Raw genomic sequence first — 16627 nt, forward strand, 5'->3', positions numbered from 1 at the left:
ATTTTTAATATAAGGAGATTGTTATGAGTAAAGAAGCATTGGTAAAAGTCTATGATAACTACGATGAAGCGGCAGAATTTGTCAATAAGCTGCTGGCAAACGGTGTACTGAAAAAATATATTTCTGTCATTGCCAAAGGAGAACAGGAAGAGAAAAATGAATTTGAGTATAAAAAACACAGTGAAAATATAATTTTTTGGGGTGAGCAGGGTGCTTTTTGGGGAGGTCTTTGGGGAGTGCTGATGGGCGGCATTCTCTTCTGGGCTCCGGGAGTCGGACCAATAGTGGCAACGGGGCGAATACTTGCATCTATCGCAGGGATGGCAGCAGGGGCTGTAATGTTTGGAGCAACCGGGGCTATGACGGCCTGGCTTGTTGATTTGGGCATAGAAAAATCTTTGGCGGAAAAATATGGAGATATGATACAGGAGAACAAAATACTTGTTATTGTGCACGGAGATGAAGATGCCGTAGAAATAGCAGAAAAAACTGTAGCGCAAAAGTAAATTATTTTTATTTACTTCTTTTTATGTTTTTTAGCTAAAATTCCACCAAAGACTATGTAAAAAGAATATCTCCAATAATATGACAAAATGACATAAATTTAGACATATTGATATTTTTTACATAGAATGAGTCTAAATTTCATAAATAAGTGAGTCCAACATGGATGCAAACAAACAAAAATCATTAGACTTGGCGATGAAGCAAATTGACAAAGCCTTTGGTAAAGGTTCTTTAATGCGCCTGGGAGATAAAGATATTATGCCGATTCAGTCTATCAGTACAGGTTCTTTGGGGCTTGATTTGGCATTGGGTATAGGTGGTGTACCACAGGGAAGAGTTGTCGAAATATACGGCCCTGAAAGTTCCGGAAAAACAACACTGGCTCTGCAAATTACTGCTGAGTGTCAGAAAAACGGCGGAGTATGTGCTTTTATAGATGCGGAACATGCCCTTGATGTTGTTTATGCAAAAAATCTCGGGGTGGACATAGACAATCTGCTTGTATCTCAACCAGACTACGGAGAGCAGGCACTTGATATTGTAGAAACAATTGCCCGCAGTGGCGCAATTGATTTGATTGTCATTGATTCCGTGGCTGCATTGACACCAAAAGTTGAACTTGAGGGTGAAATGAATGACCAGCAGGTCGGTTTGCAGGCCCGTTTAATGAGTAAAGCTCTGCGAAAGCTCACAGGCGTGTTGAGCAAAATGAACTGTACCATTATATTTATCAATCAGATTCGTATGAAAATAGGCATGATGGGGTATGGCTCACCGGAGACAACAACGGGTGGAAATGCATTGAAATTTTATGCATCTGTTCGTATAGATGTACGCCGCATTGCTTCACTGAAGCAGGGGGAGACTCAAATTGGTAACAGAGTCAAAGCAAAAGTAATTAAAAACAAAGTGGCCCCTCCTTTTCGTCAGGCAGAATTTGATATAATGTTCGGAGAAGGAATCTCAAAAGAGGGTGAGCTCGTTGACTATGGTGTAAAATTAGACATAATAGACAAAAGCGGGGCTTGGTTTTCTTATGGAGAGACCAAACTTGGTCAAGGCCGTGAAAATGTCAAGGCAAAATTTAAAGATGAGCCGGAACTTGCAGCTGAGATTGAAGAGAAGGTTAAACAGGCGATGGGCATGAGCTCTCTTATGACGATGGATACTTCTGATATAGCAGAAGCCGACGCGTAAAAAGCCTATAGGATATTTAAAATTTTTAAGAAGGTATGATATATGTTTATTGATGATGTAAGTGCAATTGAAGTAATGGACTCCCGCGGGAATCCGACAGTAAAAGCAACAGTAAGACTGAGTGACGGAACAACCGCAAGCGCAATAGTACCCTCAGGGGCAAGTACCGGAAAACGCGAAGCTTTGGAGTTGCGTGACGGCGGTGATCGCTACATGGGCAAAGGTGTTTTAAAGGCTGTTGAAAATGTGAATTCTCAGATTTCTGATGTGCTTATCGGGATGAGTCCTTTTAATCAGGCTGTCATTGATGCAACAATGAAAGAGCTTGACGGAACACAAAACTATGGAAATCTCGGGGCAAATGCTGTTCTTGGTGTCTCTATGGCGGTTGCACGTGCTGCTGCACAGAGTCTTGGTATTCCTTTGTACCGCTATTTGGGCGGAGCCAATGCAATGGTTATGCCGACACCAATGCTCAATATCATCAATGGCGGAAGCCATGCTGACAATAATGTAGACTTTCAGGAGTATATGATTATGCCTGTCGGTTTTGAAGATTTTGCAACATCTTTACGCGCTTCTGCTGAAGTGTACCACAACCTGAAATCTATTTTGGCTGCAAAAGGACACAGTACGGCGCTTGGTGACGAGGGTGGTTTTGCACCGGATTTGAGTTCGAATGAGGAACCAATTCAGGTTATCATGGAAGCGATTGAAAAAGCCGGATACAAACCAGGTGAAGAGATTGGGATTGCACTGGATGTTGCAGCGAGTGAAATTGTGACACAAGGCGGATACCGATTAGAGTCTGAAGGTCGTACGCTCAGCAGTGAAGAACTTGTAGCCTATTATGAAAATTTATGTGCAAAGTATCCTATTGTATCGATTGAAGACGGTTTGAGCGAAGACGACTGGGACGGATTTAAACTGATGACTGAAAAACTCGGTGATAAAATCCAGATTGTCGGTGATGACCTGTTTGTTACAAATGCAAGTATTTTGCATGAAGGGATAGAAAAAGGCATTGCCAACTCTATTTTGATAAAGCCAAACCAGATTGGTTCAGTAAGTGAAACGATGCTGACAGTTCGTCTTGCCCAAAGAAACGGTTACACCTGTGTAATGAGCCATCGTTCAGGGGAGAGTGAAGATGCGTTTATCGCTGATTTTGCTACGGCATTGAACTGTGGTCAGATTAAAACAGGTTCGACTGCGCGAGGTGAAAGAACTGCAAAATACAATCGTTTACTGGAAATTGAAAATGAAACAGTTTACAGTGAATATTTAGGTTCGGCACTGTTCTCTTAGGTATCTTATGAACAAAGAAGAGCTTTTTGAAGAGATTGACACATCCCAGACAATTACCCAAAAATATCTGGGACTCTCTTTAAAAAAGTTTTTTCTCCTGTTTGCTCTGGTCATTGGGCTGGGGATATATTTGGGTGTACTTTTGTATGGTACAAACTCCCTTGAAGTTCTCTTTGGTTTGCAGGAGTATGAGAACTATCTTCAAAATGAAGTAGTGCATTTGAAAAAAGAAAATGCTGAACTGCAACGCGAGTATTTTGAACTCAAAGAAATTTCTGCACAATAATCATATAAATTTGCTATAATGTATTAAAAAAATAGGGTTTGTTATTATGATAAGAGTTTTGTTGTTTTTAAGTCTCTTTTTTTTGATGCTTCATGCAAGAGAAAATCCCTTTTTCCCGGTACAGAGCGGAGAGGATATCCCTTTAACATCCAATCAGACAACAAAACTGCCGATGCTCAAGAGAGCCACTGTGACATTGCCCTCAACTGCACGAACGATTGAAAGTGTTACTGTGACATATAAAAATCTCGACGGTTCGATTGCACATAAAAAAGTCACTATCCAAAATGCGATAGACTGGCATCTGCCTATTTTCATTTCACAAAACTATAATGAATCCGACACTACACAGTTTATTGAAAAACAGAGTAAAAAAAGCAGTAAAAAAATAAAATACAAAAAAGTCGCATCATTAAAGTTCATAGCATTTTATGTCAAAAAGAACAAACTCAAGATTTTGACAAAAGATAAAATACTGAGGAATTTTTTGTTGGTCAAACCACATAGAATCGTCTGTGACTTTAAGCGTGATACAGATATAGGCAGTCTGATAAAAAGCTTGAAAGAGGGTTCTCTTTTTACAAAAATACGACTGGGAACACATAAAGGCTACTACAGGGTTGTGATAGAACTCGATGGATATTACAGCTATAAACTGGATTATATCCGTGGCGGATATATAATTACACTTTTATAAAATGCAAGGTTGTAGATGAAGTTATTGATTATATTGGTACTGTTTTTGGTTAATTTGGAGGCTGTCATTACCATAGCACCGGTAGATATTGGGAAACAGCCAGGGCTGAGTGGCGGTGTAAAAGGCTCTTTTTCCACAACACGGGGCAATACCGAGACCGATGAGTACAGTGCAGGTTTGCGTATGATATATGACAATAACAGCTCCTATGTGGCATGGAGCGATATAGCATTTAATTACGCGAAAGCATCAGGAGCGCTAAACAGACAAAACACGTATGCACATCTGCGCTACATTCATACACTCTATACGAAACATTTGAACTGGGAAGCGTTTGTACAGTCTCAGACAAACAAGTTTACAAAGGTAGAAAAAAGGCTGCTGGCCGGTCTTGGCCTGAGATACCATACACAAATGCAGGGGTATGGAAATATTTATGTGGGATTTGGCGGTTTTAGCGAATATATCAGCTACACGACAAATGTTGATCCGAGTGAGCATAATTTAAGATTAAATATGTATATTGCATATAAAAACAGATTTACCAAAAATGTAAGATTTTCATATATTGGCTACTACCAGCCCAGAGTAGATGTATGGAGTGATACTATAGCATCAAATGCAGCAGAATTAAGAGTAACAATATACAAACGGCTTTCAATTAATTTTGAATTGACATACAATCAGGATACAAGGCCTGCTATTGGAGTAAAAAAATATGATTTTTCCCAAAAGACAAGTTTTGTGTATGATTTTTAAAAAGAACATAAGATAATAGATGAAAGAACTAAATAAATATTTACAATCACACAGCAGCAGTGAAATGCATCCGGCTGAAATAGCAAAAATTTTAAAAGGCTTAAATGACAAAGATTTCAGCGAGGCAATAAAACTGGTTCCAAAAGACCTGGTAGGCGATGTTGCACTGGCTCTGCCTGACAGGTATTTTGATGATGTGGTCGAAAACTTTAATGCAGAGGAACTTTCTCATGCTGTAAGTGAACTTGAATCAGACGATCAGCTTGAGTTTATGCAAGAGTTGGAAGATGTTGATGAAGATAAAGCTTCAGAAGTATTTCACAAGCTTGATGCCGAAGACAAACATGAAATTGCAAAACTCAAAAAGTATGATGAAGATCAGGCCGGCGCTTACATGCAACTTGAGGTATTTACTGCAAAAGAGGATGAAATAGTTCAGGATGTCATTAAAAGGTTTGCCCGTTTAAGAAAAGAGAATGAACTTGAAAATGTTCAAAATCTGTTTATAGTAGACAGCAACAACAGACTTTTGTATACGGTAGGTCTGGATGACCTGCTCATATTTGATTTTTCAAAGACCATCAAAGAGAATATTGAGCAGAGTGAGGAGTCTTTTGAGCCTAAAAGTGCACGAGATACGGAAGATATCAAAGAGGTTGTAAACTATTTTAAAGAGTATGACCTCTCTGTTATGCCGGTTGTGAATGATGAAGGAATCCTTGTTGGTCGTATCACCTCTGATGATATTTATGATATCATCAATGAACACGCAACAGAGCAGATGTATAATCTTGCCGGTGTTGATGACGAAGCGGAAGAGGATGAAGATGTTCTCAAGGCAACGAAAAAGCGTGCAACATGGCTGGGCATCAACCTGTTGACGGCAATTGCCGCTTCTTTGGTTATCGGATTGTTTTCAGAGACGATTAACTCCATGGTTGCGCTTGCTGTTTTAATGCCCATAGTGGCTTCAATGGGAGGCAATGCCGGAACGCAGAGTCTGACCGTTGTTGTACGACAACTTGCTTTGGGTGAAATATCGCAGACAGATGCCTTTAGAACCATAAAAAAAGAGGTGGTCATCTCTTTGATGAATGGTCTGCTTTTTGCTGTAGTAATGGGTATAATAGCGTGGTTGTGGTTTCATATACCGATGCTTGGAGTAGTTATCGGATTAAGTATGATAATTAACCTGTTAATGGCCGGATTTTTTGGAGCAATGATTCCCTTGTTACTCAAAATACTTGGCATAGACCCCGCTATTGGGAGTACTGTTATTTTAACAACAGTGACTGATGTTGTCGGCTTTTTCAGCTTTTTGGCATTGGCAAAATATATATTACTTTAAAGGAATTGTAAAACTTGGAACTATTACTCATATTTTTTCTTCTTTCTGTCGGCATTTCGTTTTTGTGCTCAATATTAGAGTCGGTATTGCTCTCTGTCAACATGTCTTATGTGGCAGTGTTGGAGAAAGAGAAACCTGCTGTAGGAAAACTTCTGCGTCACCACAAAGAAGATATTCACAAATCAATTGCTTCGGTGCTTATTTTAAATACCATTGCGAACACTCTCGGTGCTGCGGCAGTGGGTGCACAGGCTTCAAAAATATTTGGGAATGATGCGGTAGTGTATGTATCGGTTATATTGACTTTTGCCATTTTGTTTATATCTGAGATAATTCCAAAAACCATAGGGGCGATTTACTGGAAACAGCTGGCTCCAGTGGCAGCATATTTTATTCGGGTTTTTATATGGATTACATATCCTATCATACTGACAACCCTGGCTGTTACAAATAAAATATCAAAAGGAAAAAAGGATTCCAACTCTTTAACAAAACAGGAACTTCTTGAGAGTATGTTGATGAGTGAAGATGAAGGGGTGATAGATGAGAAAGAGTCAGATGTCATTGAAAATATTTTAAATCTTGACAATATCAAAGTGAGTGAAATTCTCACGCCGCGAAGCGTTGTTTTTGCTTTGGATGAAGATATGCTTATCAAAGATGTTATCAAGACCCAGCCGGCAATTTTTAAATTTTCCCGGATACCGATTTTTAAAGGTTCCATAGAAAATGTAACAGGGCTGGTACTGACGAAAAAGATATTTAAACAGGCACTTCAGGATGACAATGTACCCCTGTCTTATATCAAAAAAGAGATATTTATCATCAATGAAAACATACCGGTAAGCAAGGCACTGGATATGTTTATAAAGAAAAAAGACCATATGTTCTTAGTCACAGACAATTATGACCAGACAGAGGGGATAATCACTCTTGAAGACTGTATAGAAACAATACTGGGCTTGGAAATTATGGATGAGAGTGATACAACCGAAGATATGAGAGAACTGGCAAAGAGAAAAATGAAAATGAAACGGAAGTTCAAAGGAAATTAATAGAGAGAAGTTCTTTTAAGAAAGAACCTCTTTCATATTTACATTTTCACCTACTTCTTCTATCAGTTCGTTCATTAATTGAAAGAGTTTTGTAGAAGCAACTTCAGCTTCAGCAAATCGATTGATGATTTCTTCCTTAATATCTGTTTTTGTAGCACATCCACCATTTAATGCACAATCAAGGTTTTTATTTATGAGGTCATGAAATTTTATATGGACAGCTTCCATCTTTTGAAAAGTTGGATTAGAGGCAAAAACTTTTTGTCCTTGGGTATAGTACCAAGAACCGAACCCGCAATGTTTATAGTCTTTTTTAATTGTTTCAGTTACTGTACCATTGACAACTGCTGAATAAGCATTAGACTTAAAAATTATATGATGTACTTTGTATTTTGCTAAAAATAATGCAAAAGCATTTTTCCCGGCATCAAGCGATACAGTGTGAATATCTGTTTTTAAAGTATTTATCGTATCTGCAAAATTTTCCATTGTATCATTTGTATTGATAGCAATTTCACTCATATTCCCGGCATTTTCTGAAATTTCATTTGATTGTTGCTGTAAGTTTTGGATGGTAATACTTATCTCTCCTGTTGCTTTACCGGTTCTCTCTGCAAGCTTACGCACTTCATCGGCGACAACGGCAAAACCACGGCCATGCTCCCCGGCACGGGCAGCCTCTATAGCAGCATTGAGCGCAAGAAGATTTGTTTGATCGGCTATATCTTTAATAAGATTGACAACAGTTGTAATATCACTTACATTTGTATCTAATTGTTCTATTGCATCAGCTGTTTTTGAAACAAGTTCATTGAGATGAGATACTTCACTTTTCGTTGCTTCTACGGCATTATAGGTATTATTTGTTACCTGTGAGGCATTTGCAGTGAGTGCAGCTGCTTTTGCAAAAGCAGTCGTCGATGTGTCTATATTGTGACTGATAAGTTCATAATTCGTTTTTGTTCCGCCGTTAAGTTTTGAAAATTCAGTCGTCAGTACACCCATGAGTTTATACTTCTCATTTGCTTTCATTGCTGAAATTGCTTTTTGAATAGCATGAGCTGTCTCTTTAAATTCGCCATGCAATCCTGATGGAAACATACTTCTGTACATCTGCCCTTGACTTACTGCATGAATAGTATTTCTTGTTTCACGTAAAATGATTTCCATCTGGTCAAGTGAATTATTGATACTCCATGCTATTTTTTCAAGTTTAGTTTCATTTTTATATATGATGACTCGATTTGCAAGTTTTCCTTGTTCTACATCCTGTAAAACTGTTTCGATTTTATCTATAATTGGATCATTTGCGCGTCTTCTTTTGTTATATGGTATAAATAATGATGCTATACCAAAAGCAATGCCAAGAATACCGACAATAAGCTGCGATGAAAGTATTAAAAAAATTCCCATAAGAATTATAAGTGCTAAAAGAATAAGTACCTGTGTGTTTTTTTAAGATATTCATAATTGCATTCCTTTTTGAAGGTTGATAACAAATTCATCATAGGAGAGATTTTTTTGTACTAAAAAATCATCTAAAACTGCTTGCGAGGCTTTTATGCCTCCACTTTTTTCTGCATCTATTAACAATTTATAAATAGGAATAATGGTTTGGACTGCAGAAGGGGAGGCTTGTCTTCGTACAGATGTATAACTGATGACATTGTTATTTGTATCAAAATCGGGAGTAATATAAGCAAAAACCCAATAGTAACTGCCATCTGCTGAAAGATTTTTGACAAAACCGAAGAACTCTTTTTTTGCTTTGAGTAAATCCCATAATATTTTAAATGCCACTTTTGGCATATCAGGGTGACGAATTATATTATGGTTGGCACCGATTAAATCTGTGGCAGGATAGCCTGCCATTGCTGTAAATATCTCATTACAGTAAATTATTTTGCCATTTAAATCTGTCTTTGAGACAATAAAATCATTCTCATTGAGTGCTTTTTCAATATTCTTTATATTTTTTGGTGCATCTTTTTTCGATAAACCTTTGTATGTCATATAATAACTCCTTCATTTAGGATAAACCATTGAGTATATTATATAGCTTTTAACTAAATTAAGAGTTAAAGGTAGTAGTTTATCTTATTGCCACACCACAATCCTCTAAAAACTCAATTTTAATATTTGAGCGATAGAGTCATCCAAATCCCATCTATTGTTGATGAGTTGTTCTTGTATAGATTTTGCACCATTAAGGTGTAAAATATTCAAAATCATACTTCTAAGAATAGTCATTAAAAATGGATTTAAATGACAATTATGAGCATCTTCTAAAAGTGAATTATCTTTGTATTGATGCATGGTTTCCACTTTCCAATGGTGTAAAATTTTATTGTGAAAGAATTCTGCACTTTCATGAAAATTTGCAATACAGAATTGAATTCTAGTGCTATTAGTAATCTCGCCAGTTTTATGATTTGTTGACTCTACTTTTTTTATAACTTTTATTATTGAGCGAATATGAGTTATGCCATTATGATAAAAAGTAGTTGGTTGATATACAAACACCTTCCTATTAATCCATTCATTAGATTGTTGGACAGGTTTAGCCTTGTAAATATTTGTCGGTTTTATATCTCTTGAAATTTCATCTATTTTATCAAGTAAGGTTTTTTGATTATCTTTTACCTTGGCAATATATTTTGAACCACTATTTTCGATAGCATCAAGAGTTTTTTTGGGTATTCATTGCATCAAAAGTAAAGATAAATTCATCTCCCAATTCCCCTATCATAGCCTGAAGGGCAGGTATTTCATTCGACTTCTCTGCTATTTGTTGATGAGCAATTATTACCCCTATCTCAGATAAAACAGCACCAACTACTTCTATTGATCTCTTATCTTTGTATTTGCTGCCATTCATAACCTTGCCATCTACGCTCAGGTGCTTTCCTCTTGTATCGACATAGGTTCTTATCCATTTCCTAAAAACAACTTCAACTTCTTGGCTATCAACTTTCGCTAACACATCAGAAACCAAACTTTTCTTTGGTGTTAATATAAACTCTACACCTAATAATCTTTTAACTTGTTCTTTTTGAATATGCTTCTCTATCCAAATAGATATTTGCTTATAGTCAGTTGCTCCCATCAATCCAGCCAATACTGAAAGATATAAAATATGTTCTAGTCGGTGTCTTTTACCTTGAGGTTTCCGATAGTCTGTCACCTCTGAAAACAATTTTAAAAGTTGATTTGATTGGGCTTGATCTGCATACCCTCTTATAGAACGCTTTTTCGCTAATTTTTCTCTTGTTTTTGTTGCCATATGTAATCACTTTAGTTTTTTAGAGTTTAAGCAATTATTGTTCTTCTTTTAAATTCCTGTTTTTTTAGGATTGGGGTGTTATTGCCACTTTATGACTTACTGGCATGTACTAGTTTGTTATAGAATGGCGATATCTGTTATTACATCCCGGGAATTCTAGGAATTTTACCGAGTTTGGAATTACGACAGTACAGTCCCCACCCTTTTTTTAGCCAATGTCCAATGACAGGCATTGGCAACATAAATGCTCGTTTTTCATCTCTGTAAACAAAGGCCGCTCCATCACCGGTATCCATAACACATAAAATATTCAAATGCTCATGGTAGCCTTTAAAATCACTGCCTCCATTATCACGTTGTTCTATATTGTGAGCCGTATTTTTTGCCATTACTTCTGCCACATGTCCCTGTTTTGCTCTCCAGTCATACCCTTCAAGTGCTGCAACATCACCAATGGCGTAGATATTGCTCATGGTACCGTCTTCGTTTAAAACACAGGAGGTGTCATCTGTTTTGACAAAACCGGCATCATTGGTTGGCAAGTCTGAATTTTTTATCACTTCATGTCCATCACCTGCAGGAATGAACATCGTAAAATCAGAATCAAGTTTAGAATCGTCTTCAAATACGATACCATCACTTTCAAATTGTTTTATTTTTTTGCCAAAATGCTGTTTAATACCAAGTTTATTAAACATAACATCCATCATTTTCAGAGCCTGAGGACCCATACGTTTGCCGGGTTCGGCCATTGGTGCGAAAAAAGTGAGTTCAAAATTATCTCTGATGCCTTTTTTCTTGAGCATATTGTGGACATTAAAAAGAAGTTCAAAGCCCGGTCCGCCACGCACGGCAGAAGTGTCTTTTGGATTGCCGCCAAAGCCCATACAGATTTTACCGCTTCCTTTTTCTATAAGTGCATCAAGGGCATCTCTGATTTTTAAAGATTGTTCAGGTGCACCACAGATTGAGAGTGTATTTTCTATACCAGGCGCTTTCATTTTTGCCGCACCCATTGCTATTATGAGATAATCATAGTCATTTAATACATCTCCACCTGCCAAAGTAACGCTGTTATTTTTTTTTGAAATTTCTGTTACATCATCTATGACAAGTTCAAAATCATGAGCACGTTGCAATTCCCTTAAATCAACACAAACATCTTGAAAGTTATTTTCATGAGTTGGAATCCAGATTGAAGTCGGGTAGATATAAAAATAGTCTCTGTTGCTCACCAGTGTAACATCATAATTCATTTTTTTTAAATAAGATGCCGCATCTACACCGGCAAATCCACCACCTAAAACAAGTACTTTTTTCATATTGCAACCTTTTATTTGTTCAGATTATCTAAAATATTAGCCAATTTGATGTTAAAAATATATTAAACAGGGTATTTTTATCGTCAGTTTTATTTTTTATTTATAAAGTATACTGCAAACATGCTTATAATTCCGCCAACAATTATATGCATCTGCAGAGGCTCATTTAAAATTAACCATGCACTTAAAAGTGCAAAAAAGGGCACTAAAAACATAAAAGAACTTGTTTTTTGACTCCCTATTTTTCCACTGGCTATAAAGAAAATTGTTGTAGCAACTGTTTGTCCCAATACTGCAAGATAAATAAGTGAAATCCAGAACTTGAGATCTTGTTCAAATACAGCACCAAGGTTTGCATTGTAGGCATAAATAAAACTAAAAAAAGTAGCGATTACGGAAATAAAAAAACTGTAATGCACCGGATGAATATGCTTTTGTGAATGTTGGGAAAGAAGTGTGACACCTGCCCAGATAAGAGCACAGAGTAAAAAGTAGATGTTTGAGCTGTGAATAAAGAGGGAAAAATTATTGAGCTGGAGTAAAATATACCCACCGACCAGCCCGAGCAAAAGCCCGAAATACTGCCGTGTTGAGAGTCTGCTCTTAAAAATCACAGCAACAAGCAAAAAGGTCATAATAGGGCTGAAGGTTGTGATAATGACACTGCCCGCACCCGCAAGACCGTATTTTATGCCTAAAAAAGAAAAAACCATGAAGGCTATATTTAAAAAAGAACTGCCGAGGATATATTTGAATGAGCCCCGTGTCAGTGTCAGTGGAATTTTAAAAAAGTAAAGAATCGGCAAAAAGGCAAGGCTCATCAGAAAAAACCGCCAAAATATGACGACATCCATCTCCATTGCAGAGGTGAGAATTTTTAAAGCACTCCATCCGCCGCCCCAAAGCAGCATGGCAAAAATGAGCAGATACGCATAGAGTCTATCGTCGTTTTTCAAATTCATCAACTATTTTTGTGACAATCAAATCGGAGGTGACATTCAGTGAGGTACGACACATATCAAGAATCCTGTCCACGGCAACAATCAAAGCCATGTATTCAACAGGCAGTCCAAGCTGGTTGAGTATAATTACCATCATAACAAGTGAGGCACTCGGCAGAGCCGCAACACCGACACTTAGAGAGACAACAGTAATAGCCAAAAGAATCTGATCCCCCAAGCTCAAAGTGACTCCTGCCAGATTGGCGATATACAATACCGCAACGCTTAAATATGCCGCTGTACCGTCCATAGAAACCGTAGCCCCCAAAGGCAGGACAAAAGAGGCCGTTTTTTTATCTATACTGCCCATCTCTTCGGTAACACGCATACTCACCGGAAGTGTTGCCGCAGAAGATGCTGTAGAAAATGCCATAATCGGGGCTTCTCTTACATCTGAGAGATAGCTGTAGGGATTTATTTTTGTAAAAAAACGCAGGACTGCAGGTAAAGTAACAAGTCCATGAAAAATGATGACACCGATAACAACCAAAACATATTTGTAAAGCCCAAAGATAACATCAATCCCCTGCTCGGCAATAACATAGGAGATGAGCGAAAAAACACCGACAGGCGTAAGGAGTATCACCCACTCTGCCATTTTCAGCATTGCTTCACTGATGGCTGTAAAGAGGGTGTTTAGTACTTCTTTTTGTTTTGGAACAAGGTAGAGCGATGCCACGCCAAAAAGAATGGCAAAGACAATGATCTGCATCATTTGGCCCTCTGAGAGGGCATGAAAAATATTGCTGGGAATAAAACTGAGAATCATATTCTCAAAAGAGAATGGTGCTAAAGTTGTTGCTTTTTCATAAGTAAGCCCGCTACTGCTGACATGCTTGCCGATATGAAAGATATCCATTGCGGTTATTGCCGCGGTAACGGCAAGAGCGGTTGTCAAAACATACAAACCGATAGTCTTTAAGCCCATCCGTTTTAAATGTTCAATAGAACCAAGTCCAAGAATGGCAACAAATATACTGGCAAAAACAAGAGGCACGACAAGCATCTTCAAAAAATAGACAAAGGCGGTTCCTATCATCTTTTGTTTAAGCGCCAGTTCTGGAAAAAAGATGCCAAATAACACACCCAGAACAATGCCGAAGATGACAAGGGTGTTTGTTGTTGCATATTTTTTTATTTTTTTGATCATTCTACATTTCCTCTGTTTCAATTTTTAAGACACCCCGCCCGCACTGCAGAAAAAAATTTAGTTTTTTTCTAAGTCATGCTTTAGCATAGAAAGTACGGGTTCCAAACAAAAGCATCTTCCATTTTTTTGGAATCGGTACTTTAGTGCCGACTGTTACTGTTTCCTAGCACTCTCAGCCCGGACTAAAGCAGATTTTTCTTTATCCAGTAAGATAGTACATAAAGTCCCCATACATGCTGCTTAAAACTCCCCTTTGATGCGGTGTTTATATATTCGTCTAATTTCTTTTTGTGAAACATCCCTGTTTGCGCATTGACCTCTTGAATGAGGTTGATTTTTTTGGAATGTATCAAATACTCCATATAAGGATTGGAGAAGCCTTTTTTCTTCCGTGTGAGTATTGCATCAGGGAGTTTGCCTGTCATGATTTGCTTTAAGAGTGATTTTGTGATGCCGTCTTCATAGCGGAGTTTAGGATCTATGCCAAAAATCAAAGATGTCAGTTTATGGTCCAAAAACGGGGTGCGGGATTCTATGGAGTGCGCCATGGAAACACGGTCAAGTTTGGTTAAAAAATGCTCCGCTTGAAAAATATTGAGGTCAATATAGCTGTACCAGATACTTTCATCACTGTGCGCGGAGGTTTCAAAGCGATCTCTGTAGCTTTGCAGGTATTTGAGGCTTTCATTATCTTTGACATTGCGTCTGAGAAGCTGGTTTTTTTGCAGGTCCGTAAATTTTTCACCGCTTGTACGAAAGAGCAGGGTGTCGTCAAAAATCCGCTTGTACCACTCCCACTCTCTGTTCATTGAAAAATTGGCACGGAAGTATTTTTTGAGCCAGTTTTTATGCGCCAAACCTGCAGCCTTTTCAATGTCCAGATACTCAAAATACTGTCGGTAGCCCAAAAAAAGCTCATCCGCACCCTCTCCGCTGAGTACAACTCTGTACCCGTCTTTTTTTATACGCTCAAACAGCAGATACAAAGGCACGGCAGCAGGATCATTAAGTGGTTCGTCAAGTGTACCCAGCACCTTGTCGCTTGCACGGATGAAATCATCTTCATCTATTTCCACCTGGATGTTGTCCAAACCCAAAAACTCAGCACTTGCTTTGGCATTTTTTCTCTCATCATATTTTGCAAACTCTTTATAACCAAGTGTATATGTTTGTAAATGTGTGTTGTTTTGTTTGGCAAAGTATTTGAGTGTGGCAGAGTCTATACCACCAGAAAGGAGTGATGCCATAGGAACATTACACTCTAAACGCAGATGAATGGAGTGTTCTAACGCTTCTTCTAACACACGCAAAGCTTCGTGTTTGTTTGTTATCATGTTTGGAGTAACATCAAGCAGGTCAAAGTAGCGTTTAGCGTTTACATGTAACACGCCCCTCTTTACATGTAAGGTACTCACCTGCTGAAAGTTTTTCAATACCCTCGTAAAAAGTATTGCGGTGGTGTCGGTGCCAAAAAAGAGAGATAAGAGAGCAGGGCATCATCGTTGAGTTTACATGTAGATAAAAAAGGCTTGAGCGCTTTGATTTCCGAGGCAAAAACAAAGCTGTCTCCCTGCAGATAAAAAAGTGGTTTTTTCCCGAGTCTGTCACGAAAAAGGTACAGTGTGTCCCCATCCATTAAAGCAATGGCAAACATACCGCGCAGATGTTGGACAAAATCAACGCCCCATTTCAGATAAGCGGCGATGATGACTTCACTGTCACTCTCTGTTTCAAAGTCAAAATCAAGCTCTCTTTTTAACGCTTTAAAGTTGTATATCTCTCCGTTGAATGAGAGTAAAATATTGTTATGTTTGCGTGGCTGATGGCTTCTGTGATGGCTGTCAACAATACTGAGGCGCTGATGGGCAAAAAAGAGATTTTTCTTTTGCACAATACCACAGTAATCAGGTCCACGATGTTTAAGAAGAGACAAGGCGTTTTTTGCCTTGGTCTCATTATATTCGCCGATGATGCCAAAAATCGCACACATTATTTGAAAAATCCTACGGTGATGTCATGTTCTATGTAGCCCTCTTCAAATTTTATACGCTTTGCATGTAAACGCTTTGCAAGGGACTCTATGGTCTCAATTGTAATGTAATTGTAGGTGTCACTCTTTTTATCGCCATGCAATGCATTGAAAACAAATCCTTTTGTGCAAGAGGCAAAGCAGTTGCGTATAAACAGTTCTGTCTCAAAGGGAGTAAGAATATTTAAAGCTCCGCTGCAGATGTAGTAGTCAGCCACAGGAAGCCTGGCTTTTGTTATATCGGCACGGATGATTTCACACGCTGTTTTTTCGCGGGCAATGTCGCACATCTCCTGCAGAGAATCTATGCCGATATATCTGTTTACATGTAGAGCGTTATTTTGTAAAAATCTGTAAAAATCTCCAAAACCGCAGCCTGCATCGACGATGGCACTCTGTGTAAGATCATCATCAAGCATGGCTGCAATTTTGTCAAATCGTATGCTTTGATGCGCATCAGAGGACCAGTGCAGACCGCAAGAAGATACCCCATGCTTTTTGAGTGCGGCTTTGTAAAACTTTTCACTGTCGATACGTGGCATAAGGCTCCTTTTTTACTTTTGCTATTATATAATAGTTATGTAAAAAAGCCGACATTTCGGAACCCGTACTTTCTATGCTAAAGCATGACTTAGAAAAAAACTAAATTTTTTTCTGCAGTGCGGGCGGAGTGTCTTAAAAATTG

Annotated in this window: 18 protein-coding genes and 1 pseudogene; 8 read left to right on the plus strand and 11 right to left on the minus strand. The window is 38.2% G+C overall.

The window, feature by feature from the left end; translation table 11 throughout:
* Positions 1 to 23 precede the first annotated feature (23 nt).
* From FJR45_RS00825 to FJR45_RS00860, 8 genes are all read left to right on the plus strand, one after another.
* Complete coding sequence (locus tag FJR45_RS00825; RefSeq protein ID WP_193150933.1) at positions 24 to 506, plus strand: DUF1269 domain-containing protein; 483 nt, start codon at positions 24 to 26, stop codon at positions 504 to 506.
* 160 nt (positions 507 to 666) lie between these two features.
* On the plus strand, positions 667 to 1704 hold the full coding sequence (gene recA, locus FJR45_RS00830) for a recombinase RecA (protein WP_193150934.1): 1038 nt from the start codon (positions 667 to 669) through the stop codon (positions 1702 to 1704).
* A gap of 42 nt (positions 1705 to 1746) precedes the next feature.
* Positions 1747 to 3012 carry a phosphopyruvate hydratase gene (gene eno, locus FJR45_RS00835; protein ID WP_193150935.1) on the plus strand — a complete coding sequence of 422 codons (1266 nt, stop codon included), beginning with the start codon at positions 1747 to 1749 and terminating at the stop codon, positions 3010 to 3012.
* Positions 3013 to 3019: 7 nt separating this feature from the next.
* Entirely contained in the window at positions 3020 to 3298 is a 279-nt protein-coding gene (locus tag FJR45_RS00840) for a hypothetical protein (protein WP_151901352.1), read from the plus strand.
* Positions 3299 to 3344: 46 nt separating this feature from the next.
* A complete protein-coding gene (locus FJR45_RS00845; protein WP_193150936.1) occupies positions 3345 to 3995 on the plus strand; it encodes an AMIN domain-containing protein in 651 nt (216 codons plus the stop codon).
* Positions 3996 to 4010: 15 nt separating this feature from the next.
* The gene (locus tag FJR45_RS00850; protein ID WP_193150937.1) at positions 4011 to 4754 is read left to right on the plus strand and encodes a DUF481 domain-containing protein; all 744 of its coding nucleotides are present in this window, start codon (positions 4011 to 4013) and stop codon (positions 4752 to 4754) included.
* Positions 4755 to 4773: 19 nt separating this feature from the next.
* Positions 4774 to 6102 (plus strand): magnesium transporter, encoded by a 1329-nt coding sequence (gene mgtE / locus FJR45_RS00855; RefSeq protein WP_193150938.1) that lies wholly within the window; start codon positions 4774 to 4776, stop codon positions 6100 to 6102.
* 14 nt (positions 6103 to 6116) lie between these two features.
* Positions 6117 to 7157, plus strand: a complete 1041-nt coding sequence (locus FJR45_RS00860; protein WP_193150939.1) for a CNNM domain-containing protein — start codon at positions 6117 to 6119, stop codon at positions 7155 to 7157.
* A gap of 15 nt (positions 7158 to 7172) precedes the next feature.
* Here the strand turns inward: FJR45_RS00860 and FJR45_RS12650 are convergent, their stop codons facing one another.
* From FJR45_RS12650 to FJR45_RS00905, 11 genes and pseudogenes are all read right to left on the minus strand, one after another.
* Positions 7173 to 7679: a CZB domain-containing protein gene (locus FJR45_RS12650; protein WP_430739314.1), complete on the minus strand. Its 507-nt coding sequence runs from the start codon at positions 7677 to 7679 to the stop codon at positions 7173 to 7175.
* Positions 7653 to 8570 (minus strand): annotated as a pseudogene (locus FJR45_RS12585) (methyl-accepting chemotaxis protein); the annotation flags it as partial. The pseudogene FJR45_RS12585 and the gene FJR45_RS12650, both read right to left, overlap by 27 nt.
* Before the next feature lie 51 nt (positions 8571 to 8621).
* On the minus strand, positions 8622 to 9170 hold the full coding sequence (locus FJR45_RS00870; RefSeq protein ID WP_193150941.1) for a PAS domain-containing protein: 549 nt from the start codon (positions 9168 to 9170) through the stop codon (positions 8622 to 8624).
* A gap of 105 nt (positions 9171 to 9275) precedes the next feature.
* Positions 9276 to 9857, minus strand: coding sequence for a transposase (locus FJR45_RS00875; protein ID WP_347402233.1), 582 nt, complete (start codon positions 9855 to 9857; stop codon positions 9276 to 9278).
* Complete coding sequence (locus FJR45_RS00880) at positions 9838 to 10440, minus strand: ISAs1 family transposase (RefSeq protein ID WP_193149934.1); 603 nt, start codon at positions 10438 to 10440, stop codon at positions 9838 to 9840. The genes FJR45_RS00875 and FJR45_RS00880 overlap by 20 nt, the downstream gene beginning before the upstream one ends.
* 140 nt (positions 10441 to 10580) lie before the next feature.
* A complete protein-coding gene (locus FJR45_RS00885) occupies positions 10581 to 11762 on the minus strand; it encodes an NAD(P)/FAD-dependent oxidoreductase (protein ID WP_193150942.1) in 1182 nt (393 codons plus the stop codon).
* A gap of 89 nt (positions 11763 to 11851) precedes the next feature.
* Positions 11852 to 12724, minus strand: coding sequence for a DMT family transporter (locus FJR45_RS00890; protein WP_193150943.1), 873 nt, complete (start codon positions 12722 to 12724; stop codon positions 11852 to 11854).
* Positions 12702 to 13913, minus strand: a complete 1212-nt coding sequence (locus FJR45_RS00895) for a dicarboxylate/amino acid:cation symporter (protein WP_193150944.1) — start codon at positions 13911 to 13913, stop codon at positions 12702 to 12704. The genes FJR45_RS00890 and FJR45_RS00895 overlap by 23 nt, the downstream gene beginning before the upstream one ends.
* Positions 13914 to 14095: 182 nt before the next feature.
* Positions 14096 to 15346 (minus strand): asparagine synthetase B family protein, encoded by a 1251-nt coding sequence (locus FJR45_RS00900; RefSeq protein ID WP_226966444.1) that lies wholly within the window; start codon positions 15344 to 15346, stop codon positions 14096 to 14098.
* Positions 15343 to 15903, minus strand: coding sequence for a class II glutamine amidotransferase domain-containing protein (locus tag FJR45_RS12360; RefSeq protein ID WP_226966445.1), 561 nt, complete (start codon positions 15901 to 15903; stop codon positions 15343 to 15345). Before FJR45_RS12360 ends, FJR45_RS00900 begins: the two co-directional genes overlap by 4 nt.
* Positions 15903 to 16484 (minus strand): class I SAM-dependent methyltransferase, encoded by a 582-nt coding sequence (locus FJR45_RS00905; protein ID WP_193150945.1) that lies wholly within the window; start codon positions 16482 to 16484, stop codon positions 15903 to 15905. Before FJR45_RS00905 ends, FJR45_RS12360 begins: the two co-directional genes overlap by 1 nt.
* Positions 16485 to 16627 lie beyond the last annotated feature (143 nt).

Origin of the sequence: Sulfurimonas sediminis, assembly GCF_014905115.1 — a bacterium.
Lineage (GTDB): Bacteria > Campylobacterota > Campylobacteria > Campylobacterales > Sulfurimonadaceae > Sulfurimonas > Sulfurimonas sediminis.

Coding starts and splice junctions, on each gene's coding strand:
- FJR45_RS00825 (WP_193150933.1), top strand. CDS start 24: ATGAGTAAAGAAGCATTGGTAAAAGTCTATGATAACTACGATGAAGCG.
- recA (WP_193150934.1), top strand. CDS start 667: ATGGATGCAAACAAACAAAAATCATTAGACTTGGCGATGAAGCAAATT.
- eno (WP_193150935.1), top strand. CDS start 1,747: ATGTTTATTGATGATGTAAGTGCAATTGAAGTAATGGACTCCCGCGGG.
- FJR45_RS00840 (WP_151901352.1), top strand. CDS start 3,020: ATGAACAAAGAAGAGCTTTTTGAAGAGATTGACACATCCCAGACAATT.
- FJR45_RS00845 (WP_193150936.1), top strand. CDS start 3,345: ATGATAAGAGTTTTGTTGTTTTTAAGTCTCTTTTTTTTGATGCTTCAT.
- FJR45_RS00850 (WP_193150937.1), top strand. CDS start 4,011: ATGAAGTTATTGATTATATTGGTACTGTTTTTGGTTAATTTGGAGGCT.
- mgtE (WP_193150938.1), top strand. CDS start 4,774: ATGAAAGAACTAAATAAATATTTACAATCACACAGCAGCAGTGAAATG.
- FJR45_RS12650 (WP_430739314.1), bottom strand. CDS start 7,679: ATGAGTGAAATTGCTATCAATACAAATGATACAATGGAAAATTTTGCA.
- FJR45_RS00870 (WP_193150941.1), bottom strand. CDS start 9,170: ATGACATACAAAGGTTTATCGAAAAAAGATGCACCAAAAAATATAAAG.
- FJR45_RS00880 (WP_193149934.1), bottom strand. CDS start 10,440: ATGGCAACAAAAACAAGAGAAAAATTAGCGAAAAAGCGTTCTATAAGA.
- FJR45_RS00885 (WP_193150942.1), bottom strand. CDS start 11,762: ATGAAAAAAGTACTTGTTTTAGGTGGTGGATTTGCCGGTGTAGATGCG.
- FJR45_RS00890 (WP_193150943.1), bottom strand. CDS start 12,724: ATGAATTTGAAAAACGACGATAGACTCTATGCGTATCTGCTCATTTTT.
- FJR45_RS00895 (WP_193150944.1), bottom strand. CDS start 13,913: ATGATCAAAAAAATAAAAAAATATGCAACAACAAACACCCTTGTCATC.
- FJR45_RS12360 (WP_226966445.1), bottom strand. CDS start 15,903: ATGTGTGCGATTTTTGGCATCATCGGCGAATATAATGAGACCAAGGCA.
- FJR45_RS00905 (WP_193150945.1), bottom strand. CDS start 16,484: ATGCCACGTATCGACAGTGAAAAGTTTTACAAAGCCGCACTCAAAAAG.